Origin of the sequence: Erythrobacter fulvus, from assembly GCF_028595285.1 — a bacterium.
GTDB lineage: Bacteria > Pseudomonadota > Alphaproteobacteria > Sphingomonadales > Sphingomonadaceae > Erythrobacter > Erythrobacter fulvus.
In genome coordinates this window covers 37605-54455 of record NZ_JAQQXQ010000015.1, presented here as the reverse complement: position 1 = coordinate 54455, position 16851 = coordinate 37605, and the positions used below count along the sequence as shown (strand labels likewise).

Sequence of the window (16851 nt, the reverse complement as noted above, 5' to 3'; positions counted from 1 at the left end):
TCGACAGGGGGAAGACGCGGATGCTTTCGCCCTTGTTCTTCTTGGCGTTGTAGAGGTTCCACAGCTCGGGCCGCTGGTTCTTGGGGTCCCAGCGGTGCGCGGCCGTGCGGAAGGAAAAGATACGCTCTTTGGCGCGCGCCTTTTCCTCATCGCGCCGCCCGCCGCCAAAGGCCGCGTCGAAGCCGTGCGCGGTCAGCGCGCGTTTCAGGGGATCGGTCAACTGCGCCTGCGAATAGAGCGCGCTGCCGGTGTCGAAGGGATTGATGCCCTGTTCCTCGGCGTCTTCGTTTTCGGCAATGATCAGGCGCAGGCCGTATTCGCGCACCGTGCGGTCGCGGTGGGCGATAAGGTCCTGAAAGTCCCACCCGCTTGCCACGTGCAGCATCGGGAAAGGCGGCGGCGAGGGGTAAAAGGCCTTGCGCGCCAGATGCAGCATGACCGAGCTGTCCTTGCCCACCGAATAGAGCATGACGGGGTTTTCCGCCTCGGCCACGACCTCGCGGAAAATATGGATGCTTTCGGCTTCGAGCCGTTCGAGATGGGTGAGAGAACGCATGCTGATTGAGCTACGCCTTGCGCCCGGCAACACAACCCCGGTTTTGTTTCGGGGGGGCTAGTTTTCTTTGGGGGGCGTCAAGTCCGGCAAGGCTTACTTCGGTGGGAACGCGCGGTGCATACGCTGCGTTTGCGCCAGAGGTTGTCCTTGTGCAAATCCCTCGGCTATGGCGGGGCCGCGCGCAAGTGCCGCGATCGCAATGTCAATTCTGACGATAGGGGACCACCGGGGCCGCCAATGGCTTATGCCTTGACGCTATATACGCTGGTGGCGCTGCCCTTTGTCGCGGCTCTGCTGATTGCGCTGGTGCATGGCGCGTCGCGCGGCCTGCATTCGGGGCTGGCGGGTGCGGCCAGCACGGGCGGGCTGGCGCTGCTGGCGGGGCTGGCCGCGCCGGTGATCGGCGGCGAGGTGCCTTCGGCTACCCTGAGCTGGGTGCCTGCGCTCGGCCTTGATCTTACGCTGATGGTCGATCCGCTGGGATTGATGTTTGCCGGGCTGATCCTCGGGATCGGTCTGCTGGTGGTGATCTTTGCCCATTTCTATCTCTACAAGGGCGAGGATACGGGCCGCTTCTTCGCCAGCCTGATGCTGTTCCAGGGCGCGATGCTGGGCATCGTGCTGGCGGGCAACGTCCTGTTGCTGCTGGTGTTCTGGGAACTGACCAGCCTTTCTTCCTTCCTGCTGATCGGGTTCTGGCAACACAAAGCCGAAGGGCGGCAGGGTGCGCGCATGGCGTTGGCCGTTACCGGCGGCGGCGGGCTCGCGCTGATCGGGGGCATGGTGCTGCTGGGGACGGTGGCCGGTTCCTTTGACCTTGCAACGATCCTCCAGCGCGGGGCGCAGGTGCAGGCCTCGCCGCATTATCCGGTGATCCTCGGTCTGATCCTGCTGGGCTGTTTCACCAAGTCGGCGCAGTTCCCGTTCCATTTCTGGCTTCCCCACGCGATGGCGGCGCCCACGCCGGTCAGCGCCTATCTGCATTCGGCGACGATGGTGAAGGCGGGGGTGTTCTTGCTGGCGCGGCTGTGGCCGGTACTTTCGGGGACCGATCTCTATACCGTGATCGTCACCTCTGTCGGGCTGATCACCATGGTGTTCGCCGCGATCGTGGCGCTGTTCCGGCATGATCTGAAAAGCATCCTCGCCTATTCGACCATCAGCCAGCTGGGCCTGTTGGTGATGCTGCTGGGCTTCTCGCTCGAAATGGCGGCGCTGGCGGCGGTGCTGCACATCCTCAATCACGCCGCGTTCAAGGCGGCGCTGTTCATGGCGGCGGGTATCGTCGATCACGAAACTGGCACGCGCGATATCCGGCGGCTGGGCGGGCTGGCGAAAGCGATGCCGGTGACGGCGGTGATCGCCACGCTTGCCGCTGCATCCATGGCGGGGCTGCCGCCGCTGGGCGGGTTCATCTCCAAGGAGATGATGCTGTATGAAACGCCCGAGGTTGCGCTGTTCGGCTTGCCGTGGCTGGTGCCGGTGCTGGCGACCATCGGGGCAACCTTTTCGGTCGGCTATTCGCTGCGGCTCGCATGGCACCTGTTCTTCGGCGAACCGCGCGATCCCGAACCCTTTGCCCGCGCGCATGATCCGGCCACCGGCATGTGGGCGCCCAGCGCGCTGCTGACGGTGCTGGCGGTGCTGCTCGGGCTGATGCCGATGCTGCTTGCCGCGCCGCTGGTGGGCGCGGTGACGGGGGCAGTGATCGGCGGCGCAGCGCCCGAATTCGATCTGGCGCTGTGGCACGGGGTCAACCTTGCGCTGATCCTCAGCACCATCGCGGTGGCGGGCGGGGCGCTGATGCTGTGGCGTCATGCCGCGCTGCTGCGCGCATGGGAAAGCGTCTCCCACCGCGATGCAAAGCGGATGTTCGATGCCGTGCTGGGCTTTGCCGACACCTGGGTGCGCAAGGCCATTATTGCCGTCCACACGCCTTCGCTCCAGCGGATGCTGTTCGCGACGGTTGCCGTGATCGTGGCGCTGATTATCGACGGTGCGCTGGCGGGCGGCGGCGCCTTTACCGGCACGCGCCCCGGGATCACCGCTTCCCCACCGGCGATCATGGCCTGGGCGCTGCTGATCGCGGCCACAGCGGCGGTGGTGAACGATTCGCGCCAGCGTTTCCGCGTGCTGATCTATGTGAGCGTCATCGGCCTTGTCGTCAGCCTCGCCTTCGTGCGCTTCTCCGCACCCGATCTGGCGCTGACGCAAATCTCGGTCGAGGTGGTGACGATCCTGCTGCTGCTGCTGGCATTGAACCTGCTGCCCAAGGCGCCGCCGGTGCTGTCCTCCACCCCGCGCAAGTGGCGCGACGGGGCGCTGGCGGTGGTCGGCGGGGTGCTGGTGGGCGGCGTTTCCTGGGCCATGCTGACCCGTGAGCCGGGGGCGAGCATTTCGGCCTATCATCTGGCCAATTCCAAGCCCGGCGGGGGCGGCACCAACGTCGTCAACGTCATCCTCGTCGACTTCCGCGCCTTCGATACGCTGGGCGAGATCATCGTGCTGGGGATTGCGGGCCTTGCCATCTACGCGCTGCTCTATTCCACCGCGCGCGGCAGTGCCGGGGCGCGGCTGCGCAGCTGGCAGGAAGACATGCCGCACTCGCCCGAACGCCACCCGATGATGTTCGTGATGGCCAGCCGTATCGCCCTGCCGCTGACGCTGACCGTCGGCATCTACCTGTTCCTGCGCGGTCACAACCAGCCGGGCGGCGGGTTCATCGCCGCGCTGGTGATCGCGATCGCCTTCCTGCTGCAATATCTCGCCGCCGGCTATGACTGGACGGATACGCGGCGGCGCTTCGGCGAACACCAGATGATCGGTTGGGGCGTGCTGACGGCGATGGCGACCGGGCTGGGCGCGCTGGCCTTCGGCGCGAATTTCCTCACCTCCACCTTCGGCTATTTCTACCTTCCGTTGATCGGCAAGTTCGAGCTGGCGAGCGCGATGCTGTTCGATACCGGCGTGTTCCTGACCGTGTTCGGCGCGGTGATGCTGACGCTGGCGCAGCTCAGTCACATCGCCCAGCGCGCTGCCCGTGCCCATGCCGAGGCACAGGCGAGCCTTGCGGCGCAGGAGGATGCGTCATGACCTATGAATTCCTCGTGGCGAGCAGCATCGGCGTGCTGGTGGCGGCGGGCATTTATCTGTCCCTGCGCGCACGCACTTTTCAGGTGGTGCTGGGCCTCACACTGCTGTCCTATGCCGTCAACCTGTTCCTGTTCGCATCCGGCAGGCTGGTGCTGAACCGCCCGCCGATCTGGGACAAGGCGGTGAGCGAATATACCGATCCCCTGCCGCAGGCGCTGGTGTTGACTGCAATCGTCATCACCTTCGGCATGACGGCTTTCGTTGTGATCCTCGCGCTCAGGAGCTTCCTCGAAACCGGCAGCGATCATGTCGATGGCGATAGCGTGCCGTGCGACGACAGCGATACGGAGAAGGGCGAGTGAGCTGGCTCGATCATCTCCCGCTGCTGCCGGTCGCCATTCCGGCACTGGCCGCACCGGCCACGCTGCTGCTGCTGCGCCGCCATCCGGCATGGGGCATCGGCGTCGCTTTCGCATCGTGCTTCGCGATGCTGGGCACGGCGCTGGCGCTGCTAGGTTATGCCGGCGACGGGATCGTGCATGTCTATGACGTGGGCGAATGGCCCGCGCCCTTCGGCATCGTGCTGGTGGCCGACCGCCTTTCGGCGATCATGCTGACGCTTGCCAGCGTGCTCGCGCTGGTGGCGCTGCTGCACGCGGTTGTGACAAGGGTTGATCGCAAGGGCTGGCATTTCCACCCGCTGTTCCAGTTCCAGCTGATGGGCCTCAACGGCGCGTTCCTGACCGGTGACCTGTTCAACCTTTTCGTGTTCTTCGAGGTGCTGCTGATCGCCTCCTATGGCCTGTTGCTGCACGGGCAGGGTCCGGCGCGGCTCAAGGCGGGGGTGCAATATGTGGTCGTCAACCTTGTCGGATCCTCGCTGTTCCTGATTGCACTCGGGCTGCTCTACGCGCTCACCGGCACGCTCAACATGGCCGACATGGGGATGCGGGTGGCCGAAATCGCGCCCGCCGATCAGGGGCTGCTGCGCATTGCCGCACTGCTGCTGGCCTGCGTGTTCGCGATCAAGGCGGCGATCGTGCCACTGCACCTGTGGTTGCCGCGCACCTATGACGTCGCCACCCCGGCGGTGGCGGGGCTGTTCGCGATCATGACCAAGGTCGGCGTCTATTCGCTGATCCGGGTGGTGCCGCAGGTGTTCGGCGACGGGGCAGGCGCGGCGGCGTGGACGCCCGATCCGTTCCTGTGGCCCGCCGCGCTGGTGACCGCAGCGGTCGGCTTTGCCGGAGTGTTCACCGCGCGCACCCTATCGGAACAGGCGAGCTATGCCATCATCGGATCGACCGGCACATTGCTGATCGCGGTGGCGGGATGGGAGCAGGCGACGCTGGGTGCGGCGCTGTATTATCTCGTCCATTCGACCATCGCGGGGGCGGCCCTGTTTCTGGTGGCCGATGCCGTTGCGCGGCGGCGCGCGGGTGCAACGGATAATTGCAGCCCTGCGCCTGCCTTCGCGCAGCGCGGGATTATCGCGCTGATGTTCATGGCCGCCGCCATCGCGACGACCGGCCTGCCGCCGCTGTCGGGCTTCATCGGCAAGCTGCTGATCCTGCAATCGGTGACGGGACAGCCCGACTGGGGCTGGTCGTGGGGTGTGATCCTTGTCACCACGCTGATTGGGGTGATCGGGTTCGCACGGGCAGGCAGCGTGGTGTTCTGGAAAGAAAGCGAGTCCGACGATGGGGTCAGCAGCGGCGCCGCTGCCGCGCCCCGTTCCGATCTGGTCGCTCCGGCGATCGCACTGGTGTTGCTTGCCGCGCTGGCAGCAGGCGCGGGCCCGGCCACCACCTATGCCGACGAGGCTGCAGCGCAGGTGCTGGATCGTGCGGCGGCTGCCCGCGCCGTGCTGGGGGAGGACGTGCAATGAGCCGCCTTATCCCGCATCCGGGCCTTTCCGCGCTGCTGGTGATCGTGTGGATGGTGATGGTCAACGATCTGACCTTCGGGACGCTGTTCCTCGGCCTGGTCATCGGCATCGTCGTGCCGCTGTTCACCGACGCCTACTGGCCCGAGCGGCCGCCGATAAGGTTCGCGGCGGGAACCGCCTATGTCGGCTTAGTCGTCTGGGACATCATCGTCGCTAATTTCGAAGTCGCGGCGATCATCCTGTTCAAGCCGAACCACAAGCTGCAACCCGCATGGCTGGCAATCCCGCTGGAGCTTGAAAGCCCCGAGGCGATTACCGTGTTCGCCGGGACCATCAGCCTCACCCCCGGCACGGTTTCCGCCGATGTTTCGGCCTGCGGAACCTACCTGCTGGTCCACGCGCTCCATGCGCCCGATCCGGCGGGCGAGATCGCCCGCACCAAGGCGCGTTACGAAGCACGGCTGAAGAGGATTTTTGCATGACCGGGCCGGTTATCACCTGGGCGCTCGGCTTCGGCTTTGCCGCGCTCGGCCTTGCGCTGGCGCTGAACCTGTGGCGCCTGTTCAAGGGGCCGGGGGTGGCGGACCGCATCCTGGCGCTCGATACGATGGTGATCAACGCGATCGGCATCATCGTGCTGGCCGGGATTGCCAATGGCGAGGGCACTTCTTTCGAAGCGGCGATGCTGCTGGCGATGGTCGGCTTCGTGGGCACGGTGGCCTATTGCAAATTCCTGTTGCGGGGGGACATCATCGAATGATCGGCTCCGTTTCACTGCCCGAACTGCTGGCGAGCGCGCTGATCGTGCTGGGCGCCAGCTTCGCGCTGATCGGCAGCTGGGGGCTGGTGCGCCTGCCCTCGCTGATGGAGCGCCTCCATGGCCCGACCAAGGCGAGCACGCTGGGGCTGGGCGCGATGTTGGTCGGCTCGATCATCTTCTTCCAGCTGGTGAAAGGCGAATGGACCACGCACGAATTGCTGGTCTCGCTGTTCCTGTTCGTCACCGCGCCGATTGCAGCCAACATGATCGCCAAGGTGCATCTCCACCGCCTTCGCCTTGGCGAGCAGTCAGGCCCCGCCGGACCACCCGCCGCGCCGCGCGACGGCAGCGAATGGGCCACCTACAAAGCACCTGAAGAAGGCGCTCCGGGCTGGTTCCCGGACGAATAGCGGGTCGGCCTGAGCCGATCTCGGTAAGGGGGGAGATTGGAGCGGGTAGCGGGAATCGAACCCGCATAGCCAGCTTGGAAGGCTGGAGCTTTACCACTAAGCTATACCCGCCCGCTCGTGAGGCGAGCCAATGCCATCACGCATGGGGGCGCGTCAACGATTCTCGCGCGCAATGTGCCTTCTGTGCGTTCACCGCGCTGTCAGAGCGCAGGCCCCACCGCCATGTTGTCTATCAACCGCGTGCCGCCGATCCGTGCCGCGACCAGCAGCCGGGCGGGGGTATCCCTGAGCGACGCCAGCGGGGCGAGCGAGGTGCTGTCGGCCAGCACGGCGTAATCGACGCTGGAAAAACCTGCCCCGACGATTTCCGTTTCGAGCGCTGCCAGACTTCCGGCCACCGGCGCACCCGCTTCGATCGCGGCGATTGCGGCCCGCATCGCGCGGGGCAGGGCGGCGGCATGTGCGCGCTGTTCGGGCGAAAGGTAGCGGTTGCGGCTCGACATCGCCAATCCGTCCGCCTCGCGCACGGTCGGCACGCCGATGATCGCATCCGCGTGCGGCCGCGTCAGATCGAGATCGCGCGCCATCGTCCGGATCACGGCAAGCTGCTGGAAGTCCTTCTCGCCGAAAAACGCCATGTCGGGCAGCACCTGGTTGAACAGCTTGCAGACGACTGTCGCCACCCCGTCGAAATGGCCGGGCCGCGCCGCGCCGCACAGCCCCTCGCTCACGCCCGCGACGCTTATATTGGTGACGAAGCCTGCCGGATACATTTCCTCGACAGTCGGTGCCCACAGCAGCGCGCATCCTTCGGCCTCCAGCATCGCCGCATCTTCGGCCAGCTGGCGGGGATAGGCGTCCAGATCCTCGTTCGCGCCAAACTGCTTCGGGTTGACGAAGATCGAGGCGACGATGTGATCGGCTTCCTCGCGCGCCCGGCGCACCAGCGTCAGGTGGCCTTCGTGCAGCGCGCCCATGGTCGGCACCAGCGCGATAAGTCCCGGCCCCCGCCGCCGCAACGCCGCGAGGGAATTTCTCAACACATCGCGCGTCTTCGCAATTTGCACGGGCCTTCCCCTGCCGATAGAACCGGACGTCTCCCTAGCCGCGCGGGCGCGCTTTTCAAGGCGGCCCGGAACGCGGCGGCACGAACAAGAGGTTTTCGTTCATCATGGCCAGCACTGCCCCCGCGCGGCGGATCCCCGGCAAGGCCCACCGCATCGTCTTCGCCAATGAAAAGGGCGGCACGGGCAAATCGACCACTGCGGTGCATGTCGCGGTGGCGCTCGCCTATCTCGGGGCACGGGTCGCCTCGCTCGATCTCGATCCGCGCCAGCGCACGATGCACCGCTATATCGAAAACCGGCTCGCCACGCTGGAAAAGCGGCGTCTGACCTTGCCGACCCCCGATTGCGAGGTGTTTCGCGGCGACACGCAGGAGGAACTGCTGGCCGCGATCAGCCGGCTGGAGGCGACCTGCGATTTCCTGATCATCGACAATCCGGGGCGCGATGATCCCTTCGCCCGCACCGCGGTGGAAAATGCCGATACGCTGGTCACGCCGATGAACGACAGCTTTGTCGATTTCGACCTGATCGGGCAGGTCGACGCGGAAAGCTTCAAGGTGAAGAAGCTGTCGTTCTTCGCCGAACTGATCTGGGAAGCGCGGCTGAAGCGCAGCCGCATGACGATCGAACAGCAGCGCCCGGAAATGGACTGGATCGTGGTGCGCAACCGCACCGGCCACGTCGAGGCGCGCAACCAGGCCCGCCTGCAAAAGGCGCTGACGGAGATGGCCAAGCGGGTCGGTTTCCGGGTGACGCAGGGGCTGTCCGAACGCGTGATCTACCGCGAGCTGTTCCCTTCGGGGCTGACCCTGCTCGACAAGGGTCATCTGGGCGAACTGGGCACCAGCCACCTTGTCGCACGGCAGGAGCTGCGCAGCCTTGTCAAGGCGCTGAACCTGCCCGAATTCGCCCGCGCCCAGAACGAGCTGGAACTGGCCTGATCCGGTGCTGCGCTACGTCATCATCATCGCCGCGGTATGCTTCCTGTGCCGCTGGGCCTTCGGCAAGTGGCCGTGGGAATATCTGCGTCCCGCGCCAACCCGCAGTCAGGCGATCTACCGCGCACGCCAGCTGCTGGGGGTCGAAGCCGGGGCGAGCCGCGAGGAGGTGATCGCCGCGCACCGGCGGCTGGTGACGCTGGTCCATCCTGATCGGGGCGGCACTAACGCGGCGATGCAGGAAGCCAATGCGGCGCGCGACCTGCTGCTCGGCGACTTGCCCCTGCCGGGACAGGGGGACGGGCAATGACCGGCCGTCCGGCGCCATCGCAGGATTGACACATTTCCCGTCCAGTCGCAGGCGGGCGGCAACCAGCAGCAACAGGATAAGCCTTTCATGCAACACCAATTCCACCCGACCGTGCTGCGCGAATATGATATTCGTGGGATTATCGGCGAAACGCTGGGCGCGGATGATGCGCGCGCGATCGGGCGGGCCTTCGGCACATTGCTGCGCGAAGCGGGCGGGAAAACGGTGGCGGTGGGTTATGACGGGCGGGTCAGTTCGCCGATGCTCGAACACGCGCTGGTCGAAGGGCTCACCGGGAGCGGGTGCAACGTTGTGCGGATCGGCATGGGGGCGACCCCGATGCTCTATTATGCCGAGGCCTCAAGCGAACAGGTGGATGGCGGCATTCAGATAACTGGCAGCCACAATCCCCCCAATTACAATGGCTTCAAGATGGTATTTCTTGGTCGGCCGTTCTTCGGCGCCGATATCCAGAAGCTCGGGAAACTGGCAGCAGACGGGGCGTTCGCCAGCGGCACCGGCGAAGTCACCACGAAGGACATCATGGGCGAGTATGTCGAGCGCCTGCTCGAGGGACTGGCCGGAATCGATGCCGCCCGGCTCGAAAGCCTGCGCGTCGGCTGGGATGCTGGAAACGGTGCCGCCGGCCCCGCGCTCGAAGCGCTGGCCGCCCGGTTGCCGGGGGAACACCATCTGCTTTTTACCGAAGTCGATGGACATTTTCCCAATCACCACCCTGATCCGACCGTGGAGGCTAATCTGGCCGACTTGCGGAAGCTCGTCGCGGACAAGAAGCTCGATTTCGGAGTGGCTTTCGACGGTGATGGCGACCGGATCGGCGCGATCGATGGCGAGGGGCGGGTGATCTGGGGCGACCAGCTGTTGATGATCTTTGCCGAGGATGTGCTGAAAACTCGCCCCGGTGCGACGGTGATCGCCGACGTGAAGGCCAGCCGTGCGCTGTTTGACCGCGTCGCCGAGCTGGGCGGGGAGCCGCTGATGTGGAAGACCGGCCACTCGCTGATCAAGTCCAAAATGAAGGAAACTGGCGCGCCGCTGGCGGGCGAAATGAGCGGCCACGTGTTCTTCGCCGACGAATATTACGGCTTCGACGACGCGCTTTACGCCGGTGTCCGGCTGCTGGCGGCAGCGGCGCGGCTGGGCAAGTCGGTGACGGAGCTGCGCGGCGCGATCCCGGCGATGCTCAATACGCCGGAAATGCGCTTCCAGGTGGACGAGACGCGCAAATTCGCCGCGATGGCGGAAATCGCCGGACGGCTGACAGGCAACCCCGGCCCCGAGGTCGAGGCGGTCAACACCACCGACGGCGTGCGTGTGAACACCGCCGACGGCTGGTGGTTGCTGCGCGCCTCGAACACGCAGGATGTGCTGGTGGCCCGCGCCGAAAGCGACAGCGAGGAAGGGCTGGAGCGGCTGCTGGCACAGATCGACGCGCAGCTTGCCGCATCGGGGCTGGAGCGCGGCGAAAGTGTCGGGCATTAAGCCTGCGCATCAACAGGGGAGCATCACCATGATTCGTCGCAGGATTTTTGCCGCCACCACCGCGCTGGCCGCGCTGACGATGGCCCCTCAGCCGCTCGCCGCGCAGGAGCGGGCGAGCGAGGCCGAGGAAATGGATCAGGCGATGGCGATGCTGGGCCAGATGTTCCCGGCCGAGCCGCTCACCGCCGAGGAACAGGCGCGCCTGCCGCAGGCGCAGGGCATCGTCGCCCTGATGATTCCCGAAGGCACGATGTCCGAGATGATGGGCTCTATGTTCGACAACATGCTCGGGCCGTTGCTCGCTGCTGTCGATGCGCCGGCAAAGGGCACGGTGACGCGGGCTACCGGGATCAGCGACTCCGCGCTGGACCTCACCCCCGAACAGGCCGCACAGATCGCGGCTCTGTTCGATCCCGCTTATGCCGAGCGTCACGAGCGCGAAAAGGCACTGTTTCCGGCCATGATGCGCGACATGATGACGGCGATGGAGCCGGCCATGCGCAAGGCCATGTCGGAGCTTTATGCGATCCATTTCTCGAGCACCGAGCTGGACGGAATCGAAAGCTTCTTCCTGACGGATATCGGTGCCGCCTACGCACGCAAGAGCTTCACCATGTCGAGCGATCCGCGCATCATCGGCGCGACGATGGAGGCGATGCCGCAAATGATGGGCGCCTTCGCCGACCTGGAGCGCAAGATGGCAGAAGCCACAGCCGATCTTCCCGCCCCGCGCAGCTTCGCTGATCTTTCGGCCGCCGAGCAAGGCGAAGTCGCCGCGGCAACCGGCTACAGCGTGGACGAAATCACGGCGATGGCCGGCGGGAGCGAATAGTACGCCCGTGCTTGCTCCGCGTCGCGCCAGCGACCACATCTGATCCGTGCCCGACGCCGACCCTCCCATCCCGCCCGAAATCGCCGCATGGTTCGATGCGCGCGGCTGGCGGGTGCGGCGGCATCAGACCGAGATGCTCGCCAAGGCGCGCGAGGGGCATCACGCGCTGCTGGTGGCGGATACCGGGGCGGGCAAGACGCTGGCGGGTTTCCTGCCGACGCTGTGCGACTTCGCACCTTCCGCCGGCGCGTTGTCGCCGGATGGCTTGCACACCCTCTATGTCTCGCCCTTGAAGGCGCTGGCGCAGGATGTGAAGCGCAACCTGCTGACCCCGATCGACGAGATTGGTCTGCCCATCAAGGTCGAGACCCGCAGCGGCGATACCCCGTCCGACCGCAAGAAACGCCAGCGCGAACGTCCGCCGCATATCCTGCTGACCACGCCCGAAAGCCTCTCGCTGCTGCTGTCCTACCCGGAAAGCGCCGATCTGTTCGCGGGGCTGAAGCGGATCGTGATCGACGAGGTGCACGCCTTTGCCACCGATAAGCGCGGCGATCTGCTGGCGCTCAGCCTCGCGCGGCTGCACACACTGGCCCCGCAGGCGCAGCGGGTGGCGCTGTCGGCCACACTCGCTGCCCCGCGCGATTTTCAGGAATGGCTTGCCCCGCAGGCGGGCGACACAGGCGAGATCGCCGCGGCCGATCTTGTTATCGGCGAGGAGGGCGCTGAGCCGGAGGTCGAGATCCTGCTCCCCAATGAAGAGCGTGTGCCATGGGGCGGGCATGCAGGGCGCTGGGCCGTCCCGCAGCTCTACGAAGCGATCAAGGCCAACCGCACCACGCTGGTCTTCACCAACACGCGCTTTCTGGCCGAATTCATCTTCCAGTGCCTGTGGGAGGCCAACGAGGATCACCTGCCCATCGGCATCCACCACGGCTCGCTCAGCACAGAGGCGCGGCGCAAGGTAGAAGAGGCGATGGCGCGAGGGGATTTGCGCGCGCTGGTCTGCACCGCCAGCCTCGATCTCGGGATCGACTGGGGCGATATCGATCTGGTGGTGCAGATGGGGGCGCCCAAGGGTTCCTCGCGCCTGCTCCAGCGGATCGGGCGGGCCGGCCACCGCCTCGATACGCCGAGCCGCGCGGTGCTGGTGCCGGGCAACCGGTTCGAATTCCTCGAAGCGATCGCGGCCAAGCAGGCGGTCGACGAGGGCCAGCGCGACGGCGAGGCCTTCCGGCCCGGCAGCCTCGACGTTCTCGCCCAGCATGTGATGGCCTGCGCCTGTGCAGGGCCGTTTCACGAGGATGAATTGCTGGCCGAAGTGCGATCCAGCCTTGCCTATAGCTGGGTGGACGAAGCGACCTTTGCCCGCGTTCTGGGGTTTGTCTCCAACGGCGGCTACGCGCTCAAGGCCTATGACCGGTTCCAGCGGATCGTGCGCGATAAGTCCGGCGTCTGGCGGCTTGCGCACCCCAACCAGGCGCAGCGGCACCGGATGAATGCCGGGATCATCGTCGATAGCGAGATGCTCACCGTGCGGTTCAGGAACGGCCGCAGCCTCGGCAAGGTCGAGGAGCGGTTCGCCGCCCAGCTCTCCCCCGGCGACACGTTCTTCTTCGCCGGCATGAGCCTTGAGGTCGAGGGCGTGAAGGACATGGACGTCACCGTCCGCGCCGCGAAAAAGAGCGCCACCATCCCGTCATACGGCGGCCTGCGCCTGCCGCTTACCACGCACCTGTCCACCCGCGTGCAGGCGCTGCTGGCTGACCGCGCGGGGTGGGGGCGCTTTCCGGACGACGTGCGCGAATGGCTGGAGATGCAGGACTATCGTTCACGCCTACCCGCTCCGGGCGAGCTGCTGGTCGAAAGCTTCCCGCACGGCGGCAAGCACTACACCGCCTATTATACCTTCGAGGGGTGGAACGCGAACCAGTCGCTGGGCATGCTGATCACTCGGCGGATGGAGGATCGCGGCCTGTTGCCGGGCGGTTTCGTGGCGAATGATTATTGTCTGGCGGTCTGGGGGCTGAAGCCGGTCACCGATCCTGCGCCCCTGCTGTCGCCCGATATTCTGACGCACGAATTCACCGAGTGGGTGACCGAAAGCCACCTCCTGCGCCGCGCCTTTCGCGAGGTGGCGGTGATCTCCGGCCTAGTGGAGCGCCAGCATCCGGGCCAGCGCAAGACCGGCAAGCAGGTCACCTTTTCGACCGATCTTATCTACGACGTGCTGCGCAAGTACGAGCCCGACCACGTGCTGATCGAGGCCGCATGGGCCGATGCCCGCGCGCGGATGACCGATGTCGGCCGGCTTGCGGACCTGCTCGAACGGTCGGAGCGCGAGTTGGTGCATGTCGAGCTTGAACGGGTCTCGCCGCTTGCCGTGCCGGTGATGACCATGATCGGCCGCGAGGCTGTGCCGCAGGGTGCGGTGGACGACGAACTGCTGCTGGAGGCCGAGGGGCTGATTGCGGCAGCGATGCGTCCCGACGAGCCTTTGGAAGGCGATTGACCGCCCCTCGTTCACCTAATGTTTCACGTGAAACATTTTGGTCGGACAAACGAAAAGGGGCACCGCGATCTCTCGCAGCGCCCCTTTGAACTACTCTGGAGACCCCGAAAGGTCTCTGAAGCTTACTTGCCGAAGGTCCGGTACTTCTCGTTGCCGACGAAGCCGAACTTGGTCACGCCCGAGCTCTTGATGATCTGCAGCACCTTGGCGGTGATGTCATAGCTCGCGAGCGGTTCGGGCTCGAACTGCAATTCGGGCTCGGTCGACATGCGGGTGGTCTCGCTCAGCAAGGTCACCAGCTGGCCCGAGTCCACCGTGGTCCCGTTCCACAGGATCTGGTCCTGCGAGGTCAGCACCAGCTTGTTCTTGACCGGATCGACCTGAATGTCCTGCGGCGGCGGGTTGCCCTGCGGGAGATCGATATCGACCGAGTGGGTCGCCACCGGAATGGTGATGATGAACATGATCAGCAGAACGAGCAGAACGTCGATCAGCGGCGTCATGTTCATGTCCATCATAGGTTCGCCGTCGAGTTTGCCTCCGGACATACCCATGTCAGTTACTCCTCTTCCTCAGGCTCAGATGCCGGGCTCGACCGGGTTCGAGATGAACCCGACGGTCGGATAGCCGGCGGCCTGAACGTTGTAGATCGTGCCGGCAACGCAGCGCCACGGGGCGTTCACGTCGGCACGGATGTGCACCTGCGGGATCTGCTCGGGGTCGGCCATGATCGCTTCAACGCCGCCCGCAGCCTTCACGATCGCATCAAGGCGGTTGAACGCCTGATCGTAAAGCTCTTCCGAGCTCACAGGGGTGATGTTGTTGAAGTAGACCCGGCATTCGCCCTGGCGCGACGCGCCTTCGAAGCCCGGTTCCCCGGCGCTGCGGCCTGCGGCGTCGGTGGTGCTGACGGTCAGCAGCAGATTTTCCACCTTGTTCTTCGATTCAACCGATTCGAACACGGGGATCTTGAGCTTTTCGATCGTCTGGATCGCCACCGGGACCGCGATGAGGAAGATGATCAGGAGCACCAGCATCACGTCCACCAGCGGCGTGGTGTTGATGTCGGACATGGGGGTATCGCCCCCGCCTCCCGTCGAAATCGCCATTGTGAATTCCTACCTTGTCAAAGCAATGACTTCAGATGTCTGCCCGTAGGCATCCCGGCTTCAGGCCCTGCTCAGGCGGGGCTGGTGCCGGTAGGCGGCGGGAAGGCCCGTGAGAGCTGGTTCCCGCCGCTTTGCGACAATGGCGATCAGGCCTTGGTGGCCGGAGCAGCCGGCTTGGCAGCGGGCTTGGCTGCCGGAGCCGCCTGAACCGACGGCTTCACCGCACCGTTCGAGTTGATGTAGGCGAGGATGTCGGTGGCGAAGCTGTCGAGCAGCTCGGCGATGCGACGGTTGCGCGACTGCAGCCAGTTGAACGCGAGCACCGCGGGAACCGCCACGAGCAGACCGATCGCGGTCATGATCAGCGCTTCACCGACCGGGCCGGCGACCTTGTCGATCGATGCCGAACCTTCGATGCCGATGTTGATCAGCGCGCGGTAGATCCCGATCACGGTGCCGAGCAGGCCGACGAACGGCGCAGTCGCACCAACGGTCGCGAGGAACGGCAGACCGCCGGCCAGCACCGCGTTGATCGAATCTTCCGAGCGACGCAGCGAACCGTGCATATAGTCATGCGATTCGAGCGCGTCGGTCATCTTGCCGTGATCTTCCTGGGCCTTGACCGCGTCGTCGGCGATCTGGCGCCATGCGCCGTCCTTCTCGAGCTTGACAGCGCCTTCCTTGAGGCTCGACGCGCGCCAGAAGCTGGTCTGCACCGTCTTGTACTGCTTCATGATCTTGTTCTGCTCGAACAGCTTGGTGAACATGATGTAGAAGGTGCCGACGGACATGATGATCATGACCGCGAGGATCGACCAGGCGACCGGGCCGCCTTCCTTCATGGCTTCCATGAAGCCGAACTGGTTCTTGGGCGCTTCACCGGCAGCGGCGGCAAGAGTGTAAAGGTTCATTGCGAGTAGTCCTCTTGAAAGAATTGTCCTGTGTGGTCGCGGCCCCTTGCGCAAGGCCGAGACCGGATTCGTGCATCAGTTCAAACGATAGGTAATCCGGGTCGAATAGTTGCCCGTAGTCGGATTGCCGGCATCATCGAGCGCCGGTTCGAAGCGGGCATAGCGCTCCATCCCCTGACACGCGGCCGCATCGAGGATGTCCGACCCGCTGGTTGCGGTAACCGAACAACCGGTGGCGCGGCCATCGGGCGTAACGGTGACGCGTACGCCCACGGTGCCCTCGACTTCCTCGCGCAGGGCGCGAGCCGGGTAGTTTTCCTGAATGCGCGATGCCCAGCTGCGCTCGTTCTTGGTGCGCGCGCCGCGGGCCTTGGACGGCGCGGGCGGGGGTGCAGGCGGCGCGACCGGAGCAGGCGGCGGAATCCGCAGTGCCGGCGGAGCGGGCGGCGGAATGGTCGGCTGCGTCTGGATCGGCGGCGGAGCAGGGGCAATGTTGATCGGCGGCGGCGGAGCGACCGGCGGCGGCGGTGCCACTTCCTGCGGCTGCTCTGGCGGCGGCTCGTCGGGCTCTTCCGGCGGCGGCGGCTCTTCGATGTTGACGGTAGTGACCCGTTCAATTTCTTTTTTGATGGCGTTGATCGCCAGGCCGATGACCATAACCGCGCCGATGCCACCGACGATCGCGAGCGCGATGATCAGTGCGACGAGCTTGGTGCCGGTCAATCCTTGTTGTTGGCTAGCGTAGGACATCCAGCGCTTTCTCTCCAATTGCAGGCCGGACAGCATTCACTGGCCGGCACACTTACCACCCGCCGACCAGGCACGTCGGCTGGCGGATCCCGTAGATTTCGGTCCTCCCACGCCAGGGACTGATACGGCGAGCGCACATCGGCACGCGTCGCAATTGTTCATCCCCGACTGGCAAGCGCTGCCCGAGTCCGCGCAGCGCAAAACCTTGCTGC

17 protein-coding genes and 1 tRNA gene are annotated in these 16851 nt (G+C 65.5%); 11 read left to right on the top strand and 7 right to left on the bottom strand.

The window, feature by feature from the left end; translation table 11 throughout:
* On the bottom strand, positions 1-556 hold a 556-nt coding region (gene cysD, locus OIK40_RS14710), incomplete at its 3' end, for a sulfate adenylyltransferase subunit CysD (RefSeq protein ID WP_273679116.1).
* A 237-nt stretch (positions 557-793) separates the two neighbouring features.
* Here cysD and OIK40_RS14705 point away from each other — a divergent pair.
* From OIK40_RS14705 to OIK40_RS14680, 6 genes are read left to right on the top strand one after another with little or no spacing between them, the layout of a single operon-like run.
* Positions 794-3649 carry a monovalent cation/H+ antiporter subunit A gene (locus OIK40_RS14705; RefSeq protein ID WP_273679115.1) on the top strand — a complete coding sequence of 952 codons (2856 nt, stop codon included), beginning with the start codon at positions 794-796 and terminating at the stop codon, positions 3647-3649.
* Complete coding sequence (locus OIK40_RS14700) at positions 3646-4011, top strand: Na+/H+ antiporter subunit C (RefSeq protein ID WP_273679114.1); 366 nt, start codon at positions 3646-3648, stop codon at positions 4009-4011. Before OIK40_RS14705 ends, OIK40_RS14700 begins: the two co-directional genes overlap by 4 nt.
* Positions 4008-5537, top strand: coding sequence for a monovalent cation/H+ antiporter subunit D (locus OIK40_RS14695; protein WP_273679113.1), 1530 nt, complete (start codon positions 4008-4010; stop codon positions 5535-5537). The genes OIK40_RS14700 and OIK40_RS14695 overlap by 4 nt, the downstream gene beginning before the upstream one ends.
* Positions 5534-6019 carry a Na+/H+ antiporter subunit E gene (locus OIK40_RS14690; RefSeq protein ID WP_273679112.1) on the top strand — a complete coding sequence of 162 codons (486 nt, stop codon included), beginning with the start codon at positions 5534-5536 and terminating at the stop codon, positions 6017-6019. The genes OIK40_RS14695 and OIK40_RS14690 overlap by 4 nt, the downstream gene beginning before the upstream one ends.
* Positions 6016-6297, top strand: a complete 282-nt coding sequence (locus OIK40_RS14685; RefSeq protein WP_273679111.1) for a K+/H+ antiporter subunit F — start codon at positions 6016-6018, stop codon at positions 6295-6297. The genes OIK40_RS14690 and OIK40_RS14685 overlap by 4 nt, the downstream gene beginning before the upstream one ends.
* The gene (locus OIK40_RS14680; protein ID WP_273679110.1) at positions 6294-6707 is read left to right on the top strand and encodes a Na+/H+ antiporter subunit G; all 414 of its coding nucleotides are present in this window, start codon (positions 6294-6296) and stop codon (positions 6705-6707) included. The genes OIK40_RS14685 and OIK40_RS14680 overlap by 4 nt, the downstream gene beginning before the upstream one ends.
* Positions 6708-6744: 37 nt before the next feature.
* Here OIK40_RS14680 and OIK40_RS14675 read toward each other — a convergent pair.
* Positions 6745-6818 (bottom strand) — tRNA-Gly (locus OIK40_RS14675).
* Positions 6819-6907: 89 nt separating this feature from the next.
* Positions 6908-7774: a pantoate--beta-alanine ligase gene (panC, locus tag OIK40_RS14670; protein ID WP_273679109.1), complete on the bottom strand. Its 867-nt coding sequence runs from the start codon at positions 7772-7774 to the stop codon at positions 6908-6910.
* 104 nt (positions 7775-7878) lie between these two features.
* Here panC and OIK40_RS14665 point away from each other — a divergent pair, with 104 nt between their 5' ends.
* From OIK40_RS14665 to OIK40_RS14645, 5 genes are all read left to right on the top strand, one after another.
* Positions 7879-8715, top strand: a complete 837-nt coding sequence (locus tag OIK40_RS14665) for a division plane positioning ATPase MipZ (RefSeq protein WP_273679108.1) — start codon at positions 7879-7881, stop codon at positions 8713-8715.
* A 4-nt stretch (positions 8716-8719) separates the two neighbouring features.
* On the top strand, positions 8720-9022 hold the full coding sequence (locus OIK40_RS14660) for a J domain-containing protein (RefSeq protein ID WP_273679107.1): 303 nt from the start codon (positions 8720-8722) through the stop codon (positions 9020-9022).
* Positions 9023-9109: 87 nt separating this feature from the next.
* A complete protein-coding gene (gene pgmG / locus OIK40_RS14655; RefSeq protein WP_273679106.1) occupies positions 9110-10525 on the top strand; it encodes a phosphoglucomutase/phosphomannomutase PgmG in 1416 nt (471 codons plus the stop codon).
* Between the two features lie 28 nt (positions 10526-10553).
* Positions 10554-11357: a DUF2059 domain-containing protein gene (locus tag OIK40_RS14650; RefSeq protein WP_273679105.1), complete on the top strand. Its 804-nt coding sequence runs from the start codon at positions 10554-10556 to the stop codon at positions 11355-11357.
* Between the two features lie 46 nt (positions 11358-11403).
* Positions 11404-13869: a ligase-associated DNA damage response DEXH box helicase gene (locus OIK40_RS14645; RefSeq protein WP_273679104.1), complete on the top strand. Its 2466-nt coding sequence runs from the start codon at positions 11404-11406 to the stop codon at positions 13867-13869.
* Positions 13870-13991: 122 nt separating this feature from the next.
* Here the strand turns inward: OIK40_RS14645 and OIK40_RS14640 are convergent, their stop codons facing one another.
* The 4 genes from OIK40_RS14640 to OIK40_RS14625 all read right to left on the bottom strand — a co-directional run bounded on the left by OIK40_RS14640 (position 13992) and on the right by OIK40_RS14625 (position 16639).
* The gene (locus tag OIK40_RS14640) at positions 13992-14423 is read right to left on the bottom strand and encodes an ExbD/TolR family protein (RefSeq protein ID WP_273679103.1); all 432 of its coding nucleotides are present in this window, start codon (positions 14421-14423) and stop codon (positions 13992-13994) included.
* Positions 14424-14447: 24 nt separating this feature from the next.
* Complete coding sequence (locus OIK40_RS14635) at positions 14448-14978, bottom strand: ExbD/TolR family protein (RefSeq protein ID WP_273679102.1); 531 nt, start codon at positions 14976-14978, stop codon at positions 14448-14450.
* A 146-nt stretch (positions 14979-15124) separates the two neighbouring features.
* A complete protein-coding gene (locus OIK40_RS14630) occupies positions 15125-15889 on the bottom strand; it encodes a MotA/TolQ/ExbB proton channel family protein (protein ID WP_273679101.1) in 765 nt (254 codons plus the stop codon).
* A gap of 75 nt (positions 15890-15964) precedes the next feature.
* The gene (locus tag OIK40_RS14625) at positions 15965-16639 is read right to left on the bottom strand and encodes an energy transducer TonB (protein ID WP_273679100.1); all 675 of its coding nucleotides are present in this window, start codon (positions 16637-16639) and stop codon (positions 15965-15967) included.
* Positions 16640-16851: the final 212 nt, after the last annotated feature.